This is a genomic window from Candidatus Tisiphia endosymbiont of Hybos culiciformis, assembly GCF_964030975.1.
In the GTDB taxonomy this organism is placed as follows: Bacteria; Pseudomonadota; Alphaproteobacteria; order Rickettsiales; family Rickettsiaceae; genus Tisiphia.
The window spans coordinates 957,265-976,402 of the sequence record NZ_CAXIQH010000001.1; the positions used below are offsets into that span (position 1 = coordinate 957,265).

At 35.2% G+C, this 19,138-nt stretch carries 18 protein-coding genes; 8 read left to right on the top strand and 10 right to left on the bottom strand.

Annotated features, from left to right (window positions below; genetic code table 11):
* Positions 1-139: 139 nt before the first annotated feature.
* From ACQH2P_RS05190 to ACQH2P_RS05210, 5 genes are all read left to right on the top strand, one after another.
* Positions 140-319, top strand: coding sequence for a zinc-finger domain-containing protein (locus tag ACQH2P_RS05190; RefSeq protein WP_425363303.1), 180 nt, complete (start codon positions 140-142; stop codon positions 317-319).
* Positions 294-2,330 carry a DNA mismatch repair endonuclease MutL gene (gene mutL / locus ACQH2P_RS05195; protein ID WP_425363304.1) on the top strand — a complete coding sequence of 679 codons (2,037 nt, stop codon included), beginning with the start codon at positions 294-296 and terminating at the stop codon, positions 2,328-2,330. Before ACQH2P_RS05190 ends, mutL begins: the two co-directional genes overlap by 26 nt.
* Positions 2,331-2,440: 110 nt before the next feature.
* On the top strand, positions 2,441-3,685 hold the full coding sequence (hemA, locus tag ACQH2P_RS05200) for a 5-aminolevulinate synthase (RefSeq protein ID WP_425363305.1): 1,245 nt from the start codon (positions 2,441-2,443) through the stop codon (positions 3,683-3,685).
* Positions 3,686-4,087: 402 nt separating this feature from the next.
* Positions 4,088-4,222 (top strand): hypothetical protein, encoded by a 135-nt coding sequence (locus tag ACQH2P_RS05205; protein ID WP_425363306.1) that lies wholly within the window; start codon positions 4,088-4,090, stop codon positions 4,220-4,222.
* 269 nt (positions 4,223-4,491) lie between these two features.
* Positions 4,492-5,031, top strand: coding sequence for an IS110 family transposase (locus tag ACQH2P_RS05210; protein ID WP_425363307.1), 540 nt, complete (start codon positions 4,492-4,494; stop codon positions 5,029-5,031).
* Here the strand turns inward: ACQH2P_RS05210 and ACQH2P_RS05215 are convergent.
* Positions 4,976-5,143, bottom strand: a complete 168-nt coding sequence (locus ACQH2P_RS05215) for a hypothetical protein (RefSeq protein WP_425363308.1) — start codon at positions 5,141-5,143, stop codon at positions 4,976-4,978. The genes ACQH2P_RS05210 and ACQH2P_RS05215 overlap by 56 nt on opposite strands.
* 53 nt (positions 5,144-5,196) lie before the next feature.
* On the opposite strand from ACQH2P_RS05215, the gene ACQH2P_RS05220 reads away from it, so the two are divergent.
* A complete protein-coding gene (locus ACQH2P_RS05220; protein ID WP_425363309.1) occupies positions 5,197-5,418 on the top strand; it encodes a transposase in 222 nt (73 codons plus the stop codon).
* Between the two features lie 435 nt (positions 5,419-5,853).
* On the opposite strand, the gene ACQH2P_RS05225 is transcribed toward ACQH2P_RS05220, so the two are convergent.
* The 6 genes from ACQH2P_RS05225 to ACQH2P_RS05250 all read right to left on the bottom strand — a co-directional run bounded on the left by ACQH2P_RS05225 (position 5,854) and on the right by ACQH2P_RS05250 (position 11,267).
* Complete coding sequence (locus ACQH2P_RS05225; protein ID WP_425363310.1) at positions 5,854-6,516, bottom strand: GNAT family N-acetyltransferase; 663 nt, start codon at positions 6,514-6,516, stop codon at positions 5,854-5,856.
* A 25-nt stretch (positions 6,517-6,541) separates the two neighbouring features.
* Complete coding sequence (locus ACQH2P_RS05230; RefSeq protein ID WP_425363311.1) at positions 6,542-7,327, bottom strand: succinate dehydrogenase iron-sulfur subunit; 786 nt, start codon at positions 7,325-7,327, stop codon at positions 6,542-6,544.
* A 14-nt stretch (positions 7,328-7,341) separates the two neighbouring features.
* Complete coding sequence (ftsH, locus tag ACQH2P_RS05235) at positions 7,342-9,228, bottom strand: ATP-dependent zinc metalloprotease FtsH (protein ID WP_425363312.1); 1,887 nt, start codon at positions 9,226-9,228, stop codon at positions 7,342-7,344.
* 11 nt (positions 9,229-9,239) lie between these two features.
* Positions 9,240-10,553 carry a tRNA lysidine(34) synthetase TilS gene (gene tilS, locus ACQH2P_RS05240; RefSeq protein WP_425363313.1) on the bottom strand — a complete coding sequence of 438 codons (1,314 nt, stop codon included), beginning with the start codon at positions 10,551-10,553 and terminating at the stop codon, positions 9,240-9,242.
* On the bottom strand, positions 10,553-10,954 hold the full coding sequence (locus ACQH2P_RS05245; protein ID WP_425363314.1) for a hypothetical protein: 402 nt from the start codon (positions 10,952-10,954) through the stop codon (positions 10,553-10,555). The genes tilS and ACQH2P_RS05245 overlap by 1 nt, the downstream gene beginning before the upstream one ends.
* Before the next feature lie 148 nt (positions 10,955-11,102).
* A complete protein-coding gene (locus ACQH2P_RS05250) occupies positions 11,103-11,267 on the bottom strand; it encodes a hypothetical protein (RefSeq protein WP_425363315.1) in 165 nt (54 codons plus the stop codon).
* Positions 11,268-11,293: 26 nt separating this feature from the next.
* Here ACQH2P_RS05250 and ACQH2P_RS05255 point away from each other — a divergent pair, with 26 nt between their 5' ends.
* Both ACQH2P_RS05255 and ACQH2P_RS05260 read left to right on the top strand, forming a co-directional pair.
* A complete protein-coding gene (locus ACQH2P_RS05255) occupies positions 11,294-12,787 on the top strand; it encodes an Npt1/Npt2 family nucleotide transporter (protein WP_425363316.1) in 1,494 nt (497 codons plus the stop codon).
* Positions 12,788-13,166: 379 nt separating this feature from the next.
* Positions 13,167-13,304, top strand: coding sequence for a hypothetical protein (locus tag ACQH2P_RS05260; protein ID WP_425363317.1), 138 nt, complete (start codon positions 13,167-13,169; stop codon positions 13,302-13,304).
* A 416-nt stretch (positions 13,305-13,720) separates the two neighbouring features.
* Here ACQH2P_RS05260 and ACQH2P_RS05265 read toward each other — a convergent pair whose 3' ends face one another.
* The 3 genes from ACQH2P_RS05265 to ACQH2P_RS05275 all read right to left on the bottom strand — a co-directional run bounded on the left by ACQH2P_RS05265 (position 13,721) and on the right by ACQH2P_RS05275 (position 19,125).
* Positions 13,721-15,541 (bottom strand): autotransporter domain-containing protein, encoded by a 1,821-nt coding sequence (locus ACQH2P_RS05265; protein WP_425363318.1) that lies wholly within the window; start codon positions 15,539-15,541, stop codon positions 13,721-13,723.
* Positions 15,542-15,673: 132 nt separating this feature from the next.
* Entirely contained in the window at positions 15,674-18,043 is a 2,370-nt protein-coding gene (locus tag ACQH2P_RS05270) for a penicillin-binding protein 1A (protein WP_425363319.1), read from the bottom strand.
* A 113-nt stretch (positions 18,044-18,156) separates the two neighbouring features.
* The gene (locus tag ACQH2P_RS05275; protein WP_425363320.1) at positions 18,157-19,125 is read right to left on the bottom strand and encodes a phosphatase domain-containing protein; all 969 of its coding nucleotides are present in this window, start codon (positions 19,123-19,125) and stop codon (positions 18,157-18,159) included.
* Positions 19,126-19,138: the final 13 nt, after the last annotated feature.

The following is a 19,138-nucleotide window of genomic DNA, read 5'->3' on the forward strand; positions in this document are numbered from 1 at the left end:
TTTTGATAAAACACTTAGTGTACATCATAATTAGTATATACTCAAATCAGAAGAGTATACCTAATTTTTATTTTGAATAAATGCAACTTATGTTTTATAATGATAACATACTAAGAAATTCTCATATAGCTTTAATTTTATGCAAAATGTAGAAATTATTGAGACTATCTCTACATCCGTATCATGTTCTGGTAAAGAGTCGCCTTATGATCATCCAAGAATTTATTTGGAAATTGATTCAACCAAGGGATATATTATGTGTCCTTATTGTAGTAAAAAATTTGTGTTAAGCAATGAAGATAAAGCTCCTATCAGATAGTACTATAAATCGTATCGCTGCTGGAGAGGTGATTGAACGACCAGCTTCGGTGGTAAAAGAACTAGTTGAGAATGCTATTGATGCAGCTAGCACTAAGATAGATATAATGCTTGAACAGGCAGGCAAAAATCTTATTGTTATTTCTGACAATGGGATAGGTATGTCTGAGGAAGAGCTAAATATTGCCGTAGAACGGCATACTACTTCCAAACTTGATGAGTTAGATTTATTAAATATTCACACTTTTGGCTTTCGCGGAGAGGCTTTACCTTCTATAGGCTCTGTAAGTAAGATGCTGATTACTTCAAAGGCACGTGGAGCTGATAGAGCATATCAGATGCAAATTAATGGTGGGCATAAAGAAAGTAAGCCCACCATTCATAATGAGGGTACTAAGATTGAAATACGAGATTTATTCTTTGCTACTCCTGCAAGATTAAAGTTCTTAAGATCTGATAAAACTGAATTTGCAGCTTCAGTAGATGTAATAAAGAAAATTGCATTAGCTCACCCTAAAATCAGTATTAATTTATCTCATGATGGTAAAAATATCCTAAAAGTAAAAGGTCAAGAGGGTAATTTTGACCAAATTTTACAGCAAAGAATAATTGATATAGTAGGTCATGATTTTATTGAAAACTCTGTTCATATTAATCTACAAAGAGCAGAAATCTCAGTATATGGCTTTACTAGTCTTCCTACCTTTAATAGGGCTTCTGCTGAAGATCAGTTTTTATTTGTTAATAATAGACCGGTCAAGGACAAATTACTACAAATCGCTTTAAGAGTAGCATATCAGGATTATTTAGCTCGAGATAGACATCCAGTTTCAGTTCTGTTTCTACAAATAGATCCCCAAATGGTTGACGTTAACGTTCATCCTGCTAAAACAGAAGTAAGGTTTCACGACCCAAATACCATACGGGGATTACTGGTAAGCTCTATTAAGGATGCCCTTGCCACTAAAAGCCATATGGTTTCAACGAATATTGCCACAACCGCCTTAGGTCTTTTTCGAAATACGGCAACTAGTACTGATAGTGCAGTTAAAACAAATACGGTATCGCAAAAAAGTCCTAGCTCTTCAAAAGAAATATACCCGAATAATTTGAGTCCTCATAATTTGAACGTATCTGATAATAGCGGTACTTATAGAGCCCAGAATTTAACTCTCCCTAAACCCAACCAAGATAGTTCTAATGTTCAACAGCAATTAATAAAGACTGAACCTTATGCTAAAGTAGAAATAGTAGAGGACTATACTAATAGCGATTGTAACAATAGACCTCTTTTGAAACTCGCTTGTGCTGAGGGATTTGAAGGAGACTCGGAACGGAGAACCGCAGCGTACTCAAATGTACGTGAGGAGCAGAGTACCGGTATCACGTACAAATCACCAGCAGAAGTAGAGTTTCAAAAGAGGTCTAATGTGCTACTCGGAGCGGCAAGAGCACAATTGCACGGTACTTATATAATATCACAAACAGCAGATAGTATTGTTATCGTAGATCAACATGCAGCACATGAACGTTTGGGATACGAGAAAATTAAACAGATGATAAGTAATAATGGGTTAATTAAGCAGAGATTACTCATACCTGAGATAGTAGAATTACCAGATGTTAAAAGAGCCGATTTATTATATAATAAAAAGTCGGATATTTCTAAATTAGGTTTAAGCATAGAAAAATTTGGCGAGCGATCAATCATTGTATCAGAAGCTCCAAGTCTATTAGGAGATATCAATATAAGCCAACTTATCCAAGATTTAGCAGATAATTTATCTGATCTTGGCGAAAATATTTCCTTGATTCAATTGATAGAACATGTTACAGAAACCTATGCATGTCATTATGCTATCAGAGCAGGTCGTAAATTATCTGCTGAAGAAATGAATGAATTGTTAAGACAAATGGAGAAAACACCTTTTTCAGGTCAATGTAATCATGGTAGACCAACTTACATTGAACTCAAACTCAAAGATATTGAACGGTTATTTGGACGTATATAACTGACAACTCAGTTGTAATATTGCAAAAATTGTTTGTCATGTTTTTGATGGAAATCGTAGCTTTCTATAATTCTCTGTTTGTGTACTAATTGGTAATTAAGGTTAATATAATGTCTAACTATAATAATATATTTGATAACCACATAACTAGAATTAAGCAAGAGGGCAGATATCGTGAATTTGTTCCTGTTCAAAGGCAGGCCGATAACTTCCCGTCCGCTTGGTATGGTGATAAAGAAATTGTCATGTGGTGTATTAATGATTATCTTGGTATGAGTAAGCATCCAGATATTACCAAAGCTGCTCTAGAGGCTACAGCCAAATATGGAATTGGTTCTGGTGGTACAAGAAATATAGGCGGCAATAATAGCTGCATAATAGAATTAGAGCAAGAACTAGCAACCCTACATAATAAAGAATCATCTTTAGTCTTCACTTCTGGTTATGTTGCCAATGATACTACCCTTGCAACACTAGCAAAAATAATGCCTAATATAGTTTTTTTCTCAGATGAGTTAAATCACGCTTCTATTATTTCCGGTATCTGTAACTCAAAAGCTGAAAAACATATTTACCGACACATTGATGTTCAACATCTTGAAGAATTACTCAAAGGAGTGGATATTAATAGACCAAAGATTATTGTTTTTGAATCAGCTTATTCTATGGACGGATTATTTTCTCCAATAGAAAAAATAGTGAATTTAGCTAAAAAATATAATGCTTTAACCTTTATTGATGAAGTGCATACAGTGGGTCTATATGGCAAGCATGGTGCTGGTATTGCCGATCTTCAAGGCTGTGCTGATAAAATTAATATCATCCAGGGAACGCTCGGTAAGGCTTACGGCGTTATTGGTGGCTATATTGCAGCTGATCGTCAGATTATAGATTCTATAAGACTTACTGCCCCAGGTTTTATATTCACCACCTCTCTACCGCCAATTATTGCTTCGGCAGCAACTGCAAGTATTCGTCATTTAAAAAATTCTAATATAGAAAGGGAAACTTACCAAGAGGTAATAGCCAAGGTAAAAAAATCTTTTGATCAAGCTAAAGTGAATTATTTTAAAAATGATAGCCATATTATACCAATAATTATTGGTGACCCAATTAAAGCCAAACAAGCCTCTAATATGTTGCTGGATAACTATAATATTTATGTTCAGCATATTAATTTTCCGACCGTACCACGTGGCACTGAACGCTTAAGAATCATTCCAACACCCAACCATACCGAGCAAATGATTAAGGATCTTACCAAAGCTCTTGTTGAAATTCTCAATACACTTGATATATCATCACCCATCAATTCTCATTCTATAATAAAATTACCTCTATACCCCGCAGCGTAGGTAATATCATACAGGGCAGTTTAAAAGTCGCAACTAATGATATAAAATACTAGATTATAGAAACGAATAACCGTCATCGCGAGCCACGAAGTGGCGTGGCGATCCAAATAAACAGCTTGCTGTTTTATTTTTGCCGTTGCAATTTTTTGGATTGCTTCGTCGACCTACGGTCTTCTCGCAATGACGTTGACCACATACGACTTTTAAAGCTCACTATCTAAAACAGCTTCCTCTTCTAACTTTCGACAGCTGTGGTACTCGAATCCTCACGTACATTAGAATACGCTGCGGTTCGAGACGAAGTGTCTCCTTCAAATCCCTCAGCACAAACAAGTTTCGAAATAGGTCTATTATTTTTAATGTTCTACAACTTGCCTCAAATACAAAATCTCTTCTTCTAATATGAACATATATGTTAAGTGCTATAAAACAGCAAAAAATTATAAGGATATTATGCTACACAAGCGTCATTGCGAGGAGTGTGTAAGCACGACGAAGCAATCCACTTCTGGTCTTTTGGATTGCTTCGTCGCCTAAAGTGGCTCCTCGCAATGACAGCTAGAGATCGGTTTTTTTCCTTAAATTGATACATTATGTCGAATTACACTTTCACTACAAAATAAAAAATGTAGGGTACTTATATCTTGAGAATGTGATATAAATAATTGTAAGAGGGTGACTTGTGGGGTACTTGATTGAGATAATCGAGCATAGAATAAGTACCCTCTTACAAAGTTTGCTTTGAACAAATTGCAGAAGGTGCTGGAAGCAGCAGCCTTGCACAATAAGATGAAGGAGATTATATCATGAGTAAAATAATAGGTCTAGATGTAAGTAAAAAATGGTTAGATATATGTTTATATGAGTCTAACAATAAACCGATATATAATCGTTTTTCCAATGATAAGTTAGGGCATGAAGAACTGATAACACTAATAAAGAATGACGAGATTAAGCTAATAGTATGTGAGCCTACTGGAGGTTATGAAGCTGAGATTTGCCAAAAATTGTATAATAATAAACAACAGATACATAGGGTCAATACATATAGTTTTAATTCATTTAGTAAATCGGTGAATTTATGTAAAACTGATAAGAAGGATGCATTTAAATTAGCATATTATGGCGATAAAATGCAACTTTCAGCAAATTATGTATATCAAGTTGAATCCGAGACTTTGAAGAGGTATCAGCAAAGGCGGGAAGATTTAGTTCTAATACTGAGTAATGAAAAGAAGAGGCTACATCATAGTATTGATGGTATTGATAAAGAGAGTATAGAAAAGCTCGTTAAATTTTTACAGAATGAAATAGCTGAGCTTGATAAAAAATTAAGTGAGGTATAGTGAAACCTATTGAATTAGGTGATACAAACTTTGTGTCATACCTGCGAAAGCAGGTATCTAGATTCCCGCCTACGCGGGAATGACAACTTACAATAGTTATGTTCTTTATCACCTAATCCTATAGGCATAACTATAATAGATGAGTCAGAAGAGTTAAAAGAGAAGGTGAAAATATTAGAGACTGTACCTGGTATTGGTAAATGTTTGGCTACAAAACTAATTAGTTTTGTACCTGAACTAGGGGATAAAAATTATAGTAGTAACGAATTGTCAGCAATTGTGGGGATAGCTCCTTATGCCCGTGATAGTGGTAATAAGCAAGGACGAAGATTTATTAGAGGCGGTAGGAAAATACCACGGGATGCTTTATATAGTGAAACCTATTGAATTAGGTGATACAAACTTTGTGTCATACCTGCGAAAGCAGGTATCTAGATTCCCGCCTTCGCGGGAATGACAACTTACAATCGTTATGTTCTTTATCACCTAATCCTATGGGCATAACTATAGTTGCATGCATGCGTAAACTACTTGAAGTGTGCCATAAACTTATTCAACAAAAACGTTGTTTTGTTATTTAGATAAATATTTTTATTTTTTTTTGAAAATTTAGATAAAAGATAATTGCTATGGGAATCTAGATACCTACTTTCGCAGGTATGACAAGTTAAACCTAGTAGGTATGACACAAAACAATTGCTTCGTCGTTACTGAAGTGTCTCTTCGCTAATAGCATAGAAGCTATCTAGAACATAACGGGTTAGCTATAAACAGGATTTTTAGAAAAATAGCTTAAAATAATTAGTCATCTTCGACAGTCTCCTAGGTCACTTTAGAAATCTTTACAGAGTACATGCAATCAGAAAAGTTTAACCGTAATTTTGTATCCCACTCATCTTTGAGTATACTATAGTATACTGTATCTCTGCGTCTATCATCAGGCATAAGAGTATGGCTTCGCAACATACCTTCTTCAGTCGCTCCAATTTTAACCAGCCCACCTCTAGCTCTTACATTAAGTGCATCTGTTTTAAACTCCACTCTTTCCATATTCAGGTAATCAAACGCAAAATGCAACAAAAGAAACTTTGCATTTTTATTAATACCACTTCCTTGAAACAATGTTTCTATCCAACTCCAACCTATTTCTATCCTGCGGTCTTTCGGGGAATAATTGCCAAAAGCTGTTGATCCAACAATTTTGCCTGTTTTCTGCTCTTCAATAGCAAAATGATATCGCAAACCCAGCTTTCTTTGTTGTATGGCTTCATCAACGTAGTTGTTCATATCTTGTACTTGACGCATTTTGATAGGAAAATATTTCCAGATTGCTTGATCAGAAGAGAACCGTGCAAACACTGACATATCCTCTGCATTTAATGGTCTTAATCTTACTAACTCATTATTGCAGATAATGTCATGCTCAAAAAAGCTACCATTATTCTTAGCTAATGCTAACTTAAAATTAGTAAGTATATTGTCCATATCTACCTAATAGAAAAGTTCTATTTTACACTCCATGACGTTGTATTATTTGATTTTTTATCTCTGCAATAGCTTTAGCTGGATTTAAACCTTTCGGGCAAGTCTTGGTACAGTTCATAATCGTATGACAACGATATAGTTTAAAAGGGTCTTCCAGAGCATCTAAACGCTCTCCAGTATACTCGTCCCTAGAATCAACAATCCACCGATAAGCTTGTAGTAAAATCGCAGGTCCTAAATATTTATCACCATTCCACCAATAGCTTGGGCAAGCAGTGGAGCAACAGGCACACAATATACATTCATATAGCCCATCTAATTTTTCTCTATCCTTAAGGGACTGCAATCTTTCACTATTGGAAGGAGGAGGAGTATCAGTTTTTAGCCAAGGCTCTATCGATTCATATTGAGCATAAAAATGCGACATATCAGGTACTAAATCTTTTACTACCTTCATATGTGGTAGGGGATATATCTTGATATCACCACAAATTTCTTCAATAGGCTTAATGCAGGCAAGTGTATTAGTTCCATCTATATTCATTGCACAACTACCGCAAATCCCCTCACGACAAGAACGCCTGAAAGTCAAGGTAGAATCTATTTCATTTTTTATTTTAATTAAGGCATCTAGAACCATTGAACCTGTTTTGCCTAGATCTAACTCATAAATATCAATTCTAGGGTTTTCCTCAGAATCTGGATCGTATCTATAAATACTAATATTACGTAGCTTACCTGTTTCCCCAGAATATTTATGTACTATCCCTTTACGAACTTTAGAATTAGGTGGTAATCTAAATTCTGCCATATCTATTCCCCATCCTATAAGTCTTTTTTCTGACTTAGCTTCTTAACTTTTATAGCACCATTATCATCATTTTTTGTTGGAAATGAATTTACCTCTTCTGAATTCATCGATCTACCACTAAGCAAATTTTTAATCTGCTGACCTGACAATGTTTCATGCTCAATTAATATTTTGGCTAATAGATGGAGCTCACTAATATGCTCAGTTAGTATATTTTTTGCCAAATCGTAACCTTTTTCAACAAAAATTTTCACTTCCTTATCAATTAATTCTGCTGTATGTACAGAAGTATGACCTTCCCCCCTACCACTAGCATATATATCTTCATTACTTGAACCATGGTATACTGGTCCTATTGCATCACTTAGCCCCCAATCAGTTACCATAGCTCTGGCCATTCTGGTTGCCATTTTAATATCGGAAGAAGCACCAGAAGTAACTTTATCTTTACCAAAAATAAGCTCTTCAGCCACTCTGCCTGCCATTGCTACTGCTATGTCAGCTTCCATTTTATCACGCTGTATAGAAAAACGATCATTTTCAGGTAATCGCATTACCATACCAAGTGCTTTACCTCTTGGAATAATAGTTGCTTTATGAATTGGATCAGAAGCAGGACAGTAAAGACCAACCAATGCATGCCCACCTTCATGATAGGCAGTCAATTTTTTCTGCTCATCTGACATAATCATAGAACGTCTTTCAACGCCCATTAACACCTTATCTTTTGCCTCTTCTAACTCCAGCATATTAACTTCCTTCTTACCTTTACGGGCAGCAATTAATGCCGATTCGTTAACAAGATTAGCAAGTTCTGCCCCTGAGAACCCAGGAGTTCCTCTAGCTATGATTCTAGGTACTATATTCTTAGCACATTTTATCTTCTTCAAATGTACTTGTAAAATTTGCTCCCTACCGTCAATATCTGGATTAGGCACAGTAATTTGACGATCAAATCTTCCAGGTCTTAGTAAGGCGGTATCAAGTACATCAGGTCTGTTAGTTGCTGCAATAATCACTACCCCTTCATTATCTTCAAACCCATCCATTTCAACTAACATCTGATTTAATGTTTGTTCACGCTCATCGTTACCACCGCCCATACCAATACCCCTGTGACGACCTACAGCATCTATTTCATCAATAAAGATTATGCAAGGTGCATTACGCTTTCCTTGTTCGAACATATCACGCACACGACTTGCACCAACACCAACAAACATTTCAACAAAATCGGAACCGGAGATGCTAAAGAAAGGAACATTTGCCTCACCTGCTATAGCTCTTGCTAACAGAGTCTTACCTGTCCCAGGTGATCCTATTAATAAACAGCCTTTGGGAATTTTACCACCAAGTTTCTGGAATTTGCTTGGATCTCTAAGAAAGTCAACAATCTCAGTTAATTCTTCTTTAGCTTCGTCAATACCAGCTACGTCTTTAAAAGTAACTTTCGGTCCTTTATCTGAAATTAGTTTGGCTTTAGATTTACCAAAACCCATAGCTTTTCCGCCACCTTGCATTTGTCGCATAAAAAATACCCAGCCACCTATCAACAGAATCATTGGAAACCACGAAATGAATATGCTGAACAACAGGTTCATTTTGGTATCAGGAGGTACTACCTCAATATGTACACCATTACTACTTAAGCGATTTATTAAATCTGGATAGTCAGGAGCATAAGTTGAGAAAGAGCCTCCATCGCTTAGGGTTCCATCGATTGTTCTGCCCTGAATTTTAACAGAACTAACTGCTTTTTCATCAATTTTGGTTAAAAAATCTGAGAAAGAGATATTACTCTTTCCTCCCATAAAACCATCATTTTGAAATGCATGAAAGGCAAGTACCATTAAAACAAAAATCGATACCCAAATCAGAACGTTCTTACCTTGATTATTCATCTACAACTCACCTAACAGAAATGCGTAAAACGCGATATAAAATTGGGAGAGAAAGAAACACCGAGTCCCTTACTCAAACCATTGCCATTATAATACGATATATGGGGTATGGCTATAACTTTTTCAAGTATCTTGACTACTGGTAGAGTTAATAAAATAGCGACATGATTATTAAAACTTGCATCTTTCAGTATTGTTAAATCTAAATCTTGCCTTATTTTACTATAATCCTTTATCGTTAGATTACTTATCAAATAGTCTGAATTATTTGTAGGACTTCCTACAAAACGAAATCTACCATCCCAGACATCTACATTGTTAAGTTTAATATCCATTGGCAAATTCCTACCAAATTCTCGGTAAATTATTAGATTATTACTAATTTTTTTTATCACACAGCCATGTAGTGTTTTAGTAAAATCCATTTGTTGTTGCAATAATACCATTATCCTGCTTACCCCGCTTGTTCTGCTACTACGGTTCCTACCACTAATAATGATAAGGACAAAACTGATTAACTGTAGTATTATTTCGCTAGAAAATTCTACAACCTTTAATAAATTTATAGTAGCAAAACCGAATTGATAAATTTTTACTGATTCTGCAATACAGGCAATCAATTCAGGTTGCAATTTTTCTTCTACTAATTGGTTAATTGTAGATTGCTCAGAAATTATTTGGTTTTTTACATATTTTCCTTCTTGAGATAATTTTTTTCTAATGATATTTCGTTGATATTTGTCGGATTTGTTTGATTCATCTTCAAACCATTTAATATTATTGGCAGTTAAATATGTTACTAATTGTTGTTTTGGTATGTTAAACAATGGTCTCACTATTTTAACATTATTATACCAGTTAATATGGCTAGCACTAAGTCCAAATATACTACTTTTTTTTTCTAATCTCAGACAATAATTCTCTATATAATCATCCAAGTGATGGGCCGTTAAAATGGTCAATATATCTAGTTTTTTACATAAATCGGTCATTAATTGATAACGACCTTCTCTTGCCCTTGCTTGTAAATTAGAAAAATTATTTTGGTGATCGAAGTGCAGTAGGTGGTAGTCATGTCCCAATTTATGGCTTAAATCTCGGACATACTCATGCTCCATCTTGGATTGTTCCCGCAAATGATGGTCAACTAACATCACAACTACATTAATATTTTCATTAATACTATTAGTGCTGACCCATTTATGTGTTAACATTAAAAGGGCTATGGAATCAGAACCCCCTGAAACAGCTAAGGCAATAGACCCCATCCGAGGTCTATTGCCAATTAGTTTTTCAATATTCTGCTGAAATTGTTGATAAAGCATTATTTAGCTGAATCTTTTTTGACAGATTTATTTTCTGTAGATTTAGGGTTTTCTTGATTTTCAGCTGGATTTTTTCTCAGAGATGAAATTCTTTTTTTATATTCCCGCTCTTTAGCCAGATAGTTCTGAGCTTCTTGTGAGATTTTTTTATATAATTCTCGTTTATGACCATTAATTTTAGCAACTTCTATTCGATATTTTTTTATTTCTTCCCTTAGTTCTGCTGAAACTCCTGCAGCATAAGAACTGAACTCATCAATAATTTTTTGTAATTCATGCTCGCTATTAACCGTAGTTTTACTGGCATTTGACGTGGTGGGTGGCACAGTATTTGCTATACTATTTGAGCTTAGTAATAGTAGCCCTACTATAGTAGTAATTAGTCTCTTTTTTTTTATCATTTATACACTCCTAAAATATTTTTATATAACTTTTAATTGCTAAATATGAAAACTAGCAAAAATAAATATACACTATAATAATCCTGTTTAGCTATTATCTTTTTTAATAGCAATCATATTTATATTGATTATAGCTAACCCCTGTCTATTAGCGAGGAGCTACTTTAGTAGCGACGAAGCAATCCAAAAAGTGACCAGAAATGGATTGCTTCGTCGACCGTAGGTCTCCTCGCAATGACGGAGTAATGCTAATCAGGTTAGCTGTAGGGAAATAATCATTTGACTTTTCTTGTATATATCTATATAAGTGCACTGACTATATAATGATAATAAAACGGTATGGATAAGGTGAAAGATAATAGTTATTTCTCAGAAATAAGAAGAGTAGTTTGGCCAATTGAAGGGCATGAAAATAAGAAATTTTTGCCTATGGCTGCTATGATGTTTTGCATTTTGCTTAACTATTCTACTCTTAGATCGATAAAAGATGGGTTTGTGGTAACAGCTATTGGTCCTGAATCAATAAGTTTTGTAAAAACCTATGTTGTTTTACCAATGGCAGTACTATTTATGGTTGCTTACGTAAAGCTTTGCGATTCTTTAAAACAAGAAAATGTTTTTTACGCTGTAACTGGTTTTTTTCTGGCATATTTTGCGTTGTTTACTTTTGTATTATACCCATATCCAGAATTGGTACATCCTAATCCTGAAACAATTGATGCATTAAGTAATGCATATCCGAATTTCAAGTGGTTTATTAGGGTAATTGGTAAGTGGAGTTTTGCAATCTTTTATGCTATATCAGAACTTTGGGGAAGTATGATGCTTAGCTTATTATTTTGGCAATTTGCTAACCAAATTACCAAGACTGAAGAAGCAAAACGCTTTTATTCTATGTTTGGTATGCTAGCAAATTTATCTTTACCAGTGACGGCCTTAATACTTGGCTATTTTTTAAGCAAAGAAACTCAAATAGTTTCAGAACATCTGAAATTTACTCCACTATTTATTATTATGATGGGTAGTGCTCTAGTTATCATGTTATTGTATAGATGGATGAATCGGCATGTTTTAACCGATCCTACTTTATATGACACAACGAGTAAAGCAAGCAAGAAAGGCAAGGTTAAGTTATCTCTTGTGGAAAGCTTTAAAATGATTTTTAGTTCAAAATATTTAGGGCTTATTGCCTTACTAATTATATCTTATAGTGTATCAGTAAATCTTGTAGAAGGTGTATGGAAATCAAAAATTCAGCAACTATATCCAACTAAAGAAGAATATACTATGTATATGGGGCAATTTCAGGCTTGGCAAGGTGTGACCGCTATATTGTTTATGATCGTTGGTTCTAACATTTTAAGAAGGGTTTCTTGGTTCACCGCTGCTATGATTACTCCTTTGATGATGTTAATTACTGGAATTGCTTTCTTTGCCTTTATCTTCTTTGATAGCACTATTGCGATGTACGTTACTGGTCTATTCACTTCTGGACCTTTGGCAGTAGCAGTGATGATTGGAATGATTCAAAATATTTTAAGCAAGGCCACAAAATATTCATTATTTGACGCTACCAAGAATATGGCATATATCCCTCTTGATAAGGATCTTAGAACAAAAGGTCAAGCGGCAGTAGAAGTTATAGGTGGTAGGTTCGGTAAATCTGGTGGCGGTATTATCCAGTCAACATTCTTTATATTACTTCCTACCTTTACTTTTGTTGAAGCTACCCCTTATTTTGCTGGTGTATTTTTTGTTATCGTAATATTGTGGCTATACGCGATTAAAGCACTCAATAAGGAGTATCAAGTTCAGATTCATAGCAAATCCTAATAGCATTTGCCCCAACGGAAAAGATGTCATTTCTAGCTGCGGCGGGAATCTAAAACATCTGAGAGCGTTTTGAGTCATCCTGAATTTATTTCAGGATATATATACAGATGCCTATTAGCGAGGAAGTAGCTTTGCTAGAAGCAATCCTGTTTTGTGTCATCCCTGCGAAAGCAGGGAGCTAAAATTGGTAAACAAAAAAACCTGAGATATTATAGATTCCTGCTTACGCAGGAATGACCTTTTTTTTGTTTAAAAATAGCAGATGTTGTATCTTTAGACTTTTGACGGGGGCTAGTAAACTTTGTTTCGCACGCAAATGCCCACAACTGTCGAAAGTTAGAAGAGGAAGCGGTTTTAGATAGTGTACTTTAAAAGTCGTATGTGGTCAACGTCATTGCAAGAAGACTGTAGGTCGACGAAGCAATCCATAAAAGTAACCAAAAATGGGTTGCTTCGTCGGCTCATGCCTCCTCTCAATGACGCCAGTTATTTCCCCGCAACTTTTAAACTGTCATGATGACCTCTAAACCCGCTCTACCTTCTAACTTTCGACAGTTATGAGGTATCTAGATTCCTGCCATTGCTAAGAATGACAACTTATATAGTTATGCCTATAGGATTAGGTGATAAAGAACATAACTATTGTAAGTTGTCATTCCCGCGTAGGCGGGAATCTAGATACCTGATTTCGCAGGTATGACACAAAGTTTGTATCACCTAATTCAATAGGTTTCACTATAGCTGCTTAGTTGTGCTTCGCTACTTCCTCACAATGATGCCAGTTTACTATGGTTTAAATATTAATCTGGTTATAGCACTTAACATATATGTTCGTATTAAATAAAAGAGATTCTGTATTTGAGGCAAGTTATAGAATGTTAAAAACAATGTATGAATATATATGTTAAGTGCTATAACTGTAGAACAATAATCCTAGAACGATAACTTTAATTTTAGTGAACCTTGATGACCGGAATATTTATTATTAGAAACTAAATATTCATATACTGCCATAATTTCTATTGGTTGACATTTCATAGTAATAGTTCCACCAATTTTATACTGGTATTTATCTGGTTCTTCAAGTAACAATACTTCCTCTCTGTTGTTAGCTCGACCTGACATTATCTGCATACGAAACTTTTGTTGCTTATTATGCAAAAACTTTTCAGCTCCCATATGCAATCCAGGAATCACTTGGCTAGTATTATTAATCTTCAATGGCATAATCACTTCAAATCCTATAAGTCCGGAAGCTCTTTGGTTATAACTAGCAGCAACCGGTAGACTTTGTGTTTTATATCCAGCAATATTATATCCTCCATATTTAAACCCAATATATGGGGTAATTAATACTCTGCTAATCCTTGAGTTGTGAGCAATTATTACTTTGCTACTATAGGAACTATTAGCAAATTTAGCTTTAACTAACTGAGTTCGTGTAGGTAATTTTGCAGAAACATTACCCGAAGCAAGAGAAAGAAATCCCTGTAATATTAGTTTCTTAGACAAATTAGTTTGACCATATATAGATATTACGTGGGTATGGGCAGCAACTTTGTCAATGCGATTCTTGTATTTGAAATTAGAGAAAACATAGTTATAAACTCCTCCAATAATGCTACCACTTGGCAGTTCTATATCACCTCCAATAGTGGCGGCACTAGTTCTGCCACTATACCCGCTTAACATGTTTTCCCCATTATATTTGGCTGTACCCATCGTGCCACTAATCCACAAATTTTTAGGAATAATATTACTCTCATCACCAGTAGCAAGAGCGGTAAGATTGTTTAAATGCCTTATATTTCTTAATCTTAAATCAATAGTTGAGTTTGCAAATTCATAAGATAATATAACTATTTCATTTACCGCTAAGGCAACATTTCTTACTGTTTCTTTTTGTTTTTGTAATAGTGTTATGTCCTCGGTATTAGTTGTTGTAATTGGGGCTAATGTCACAGTTACTGCTGAACCAGGCACTCCTGCTAGTGGGTCAGGTGGTACTGCTGCTGGGGCAGGTGCCGCTCCTGCTGGTGGATCAGGTGGTACTCCTGCTGGGGCAGGTGCCTCTCCTGCTAGTGGGTCAGGTGGTACTGCTGCTGGGGCAGGTGCCACTCCTGCTGGTGGATCAGGTGGTACTCCTCCTGGTGGAACAGGTGCCGCTCCTGCTAGTGGGTCAGGTGCCGCTCCTGCTGGTGGATCAGGTGCCGCTCCTGCTAGTGGGTCAGGTGCCGCTCCTGCTAGTGGGTCAGGTGCCGCTCCTGCTAGTGGGTCAGGTGCCGCTCCTGCTAGTGGGTCAGGTGCCGCTCCTGCTAGTGGGTCAGGTGCCGCTCCTGCTAGTGGGTCAGGTGCCACTCCTGCTGGCGGATCAGGTGCCACTCCTGCTAGTGGGTCAGGTGCCGCTTCTGTTAGTGGAATGGCTACTCTTCCCGAAACAACTGCTACTTCTGGAACGACTTCTACTACTGGAGATAGAGTGTTAACATTGGATGGCTGTGATATTGGTTTTATAGGTTCAGTGTCTTGGCTAATCACTGACTTGCTTTTACTATGATCTATTAATAATATAGAACTACCAGGAATTAGAATTTTAGGTCTCTTTTCAAAATCTTTATACATATTTTTAAAAATATTTGATAAAGGATTTCCTAATGCTACAGAAACATAGAGTATATTAACATGGAAACAACTTAATATAAGACATTTGATTACCTTATTCACTCCTATAAAAGTTTTATCTAATATTGGCATATTGATGTTGCTTCCAATTTATTATGTTCAGTTAGTGAGTACCTCCATTTAATAAGTGGATACTCAAATATCACTGGCAAGCAATAATTGAAATAGTATCATAGTAACATCCATTGTCTAGATAAATCTTGTTTAATATATCTCCTGAGAACTATCTTTTTCGGGAGGTATATTATGGAAAACACCATTATCTTGGTTATCTTGTTGATAATCTAATATTTGTATATCATGAATTTTGAATGCTTCCATAACACTGCCAGAAGAAGTAATTTTACCGGTTTGCGGATTTACTGGTAATAATTTAATCGATTCTGGTATTTTAAACGCCAGTGAAGGGATATCAGAATATGCCTTTTCCATAAAATCAATGAATATAGGTAAGGCAACCCTTGACCCTGTTTCAGTTTTTCCAAGTGTTTTTGGTGTATCATAGCCAATATATGTTCCAACAACTATTTTGGGAGTAAAACCAATAAACCAAGTATCCATACTCTCGTTGGTAGTGCCACTTTTACCAGCTATAACCTTACCAAGTTTTTTTGCAGCTGTTGCCGTGCCTCTTTCAACTGCTCCAGTAAGAAATGAGGTAATCTGATAATCACTTGCCTCATCGGTAATCATTCGACAATCTGGTTGAGATAGGATAGGTGGTGATAAGTTATCAGTAAGCTGGGAGTCAGATACACTACAATTTTCACATTCTCTATTATCTCTACGGTAAATTATTTTACCGTTACGATCTTTAATGAGTTCTACAAAATGTGGTGTAACTTTTTTCCCTGAATTAGCAATTATCGCATAAGCGGTGGTCATTCTTTTTAACGTGGTTTCGAGCGAACCAAGAACCATAGAATAAAATTTCTTTGGCTCATTATTAATGCCGAATCGTTTGATTATTTCAGCGACTTTATTTAGTCCTATAGTTTGTGCTACCCTGACCGTAATAAGGTTTCGTGATTTCTCAAGACCGGTACGCATAGTAATTAAGCCCAAAAAATCTCCTTTATAATTTTTGGGTTTCCAAATTGGCATGCCAGAACCTTGCGAAATCTCTATTGGACCATCTTCAAAAATTCTATTTGGCTGGATTGCGTTTTCTAAAGCAGCAAGATAAACGAAAGTTTTGCAGAGTGACCCTGGTTGTCGTAAAGCCTGGGTAGCACGATCAAATTTACTAACCGTAAAATCATATCCACCAACACTTGCAAGTACCTGACCTGTTGTAGGATTCATCGCCATAATAGCCCCATTAACGGTCGGAATTTGTCTTAAATAGTAATTAGCATTCACTTTTTCGACTACTATAACATCACCCTTCTGTAAAAGAGCTTTTACAGATTTAAGATTATTTTTTGCCCATTTCATTTCTGATAAAACTATTTTTGACTTACTCAAGTCGCAAAGACCAATTTCTGCTTGATTATCTGCAACATTTAACACCACAGCCAATTGATATTCCAGAATGGCTGGTGGCTTTGTTAGTTTATTTAAATTATCTTGCCAGTTATTTATATCTATATTAGTTATGACTCCTCTAAAACCATGGTTTCTGTCATATTCTCTTATACCTTTCCTAAGGGCATTTTCCGCAGCTTGCTGCATATTAGCATCAAGTGAGGTAATGACTGTTAACCCTCCAGTATAAAAATATTCTTTACTGCCAATTCTGCTAATGACTTCTTCCCGTACTTGCTCAGCATAATAACCGGCTGTAACGGTCTCATTACGATCCCGCTTTTGTAAAGTAATTGCAGTATCTATTGCCTCCTTCGATGTTTCTTGCGTTATATAACCATCTTCCAACATTCTTATAATGACATAATCTCTACGCTCTTTTACCCTGGCATAATTTTTCTCCGGGTTAAAATTTGATGGTGCTTTTGGTAACCCAGCAATAAAAGCTGATTCAGCAAGAGTTAAATCGTCAATAGATTTATTAAAATAGTTTTGAGCAGCCATAGCAACTCCGTATGCTCCCCTACCAAAAAATGTTTGATTAAGATATAACTCCAAAATTTGATCTTTAGTAAAGGTTTTTGAGACCATATATGATAAAATCGCCTCTTTAATCTTACGTTCTATCGATACCTCAGAGGTTAATAAAAAATTCTTGACTACTTGCTGGGTAATAGTTGACCCTCCTTCCACTCTACGACGGTGTACGATATTAGAGATATTTAATATTGCTGCTCTGATAATGCTTATAATATCAACTCCTGAATGTTCAAAAAAATTCTTATCTTCTGCTGAAATAAACGCCTCTATAAGAGAGCGTGGTACACTACTAATAGGTACAAAAACTCTACGTTCCAAAGCATATTCCTCCATTAATTTTCCATTTTGGGCATACACTCTTGTTACCGATGGTGGATGATAATCGGCAAGTTGAGAATAGTCCGGTAATTCTTTAGAGTAATGATACAACAAATATATACAAGCACTAAGTGCTATTAGCCCTAATATTATAAATAATTTAAAAAATACATAAAAAAGTTTGAACATAGTTATATTAATTTATTATGAGGTCCAAGAGATTGTCAGAAATAACTAAAGCAATTAGTCATTTCCGACAGTCTCCTAGAAAGAACATTTTTTGTTTTAGAGTATAGTTATATTTACACATTCTTATCATACCAATTACTAAAAGTTTGATTGTTAGCTCTTGTTCGTACAAAATTATAGAATATTTTTAAGGTATTATAGCGATGCCACTTCCATTGACAACGATGATTTTTATCCCTAGGATTACAATTTGGTACTAATTTATAACCATTATTAACTGATTCCACATATGATATCAAATCATCGAATGGTTGTAATTTGTCCGCCTCTTGTTGCTTTAACATAATAAGCTCAGCTATAGCTGTCGTGGTACGACCATTCCCACCATTGCAATGTACATAAACCCATCGACTTGGACTTAATTTTAACTTCTGATCAAAAAGTGCTACCATTTTATCTAAATTATCATTACTCGGTTCTCGATGATCTAGCACAGTAATTCTATGATAATCAATGTTTAAACTTTTCATCATATCATCCTCAGTCCTAGTAGCAATGGTTATACAGGCGGTAGGATCGTTCTTTGTTGGTTTAACCTTTAAATTATTTATATATATACTAAGTTGTTTATAAGTTGGTAGTATTGAATTAAATAAATATTGCTCCTGTACTATAATTTCTTCTTGAAATCTATTAGTGTTGGAGTCATTATATGGTAAACTGATAAAGGAGACTGGGTTTAAACCGTTAAATCCATGATACTCGCTTCTCAAATCAACATCAATAATATCTACTTTAGATACAATAGCATTTTTAAATTGGTTAACACTAAATTGCCCACTACCAATTATATTATATTGATTAATATATCTAATATGTTTAGGAAGAAACTCTGATAGTTTATTATGATTATTAAATCCAAAATATGCTAAGTTGCCATTATTTAAATATTCTGGTGGTAACATATAAGTAATACAAGATGAGCGATTAGTGCATGACATAAGTAATAACAACACTATTATACCTAATACGGTCATGAATTGAGCTTTTTCACTTATGTCTAAACCTATTATTTTTTTCATTATAAACTTTAAC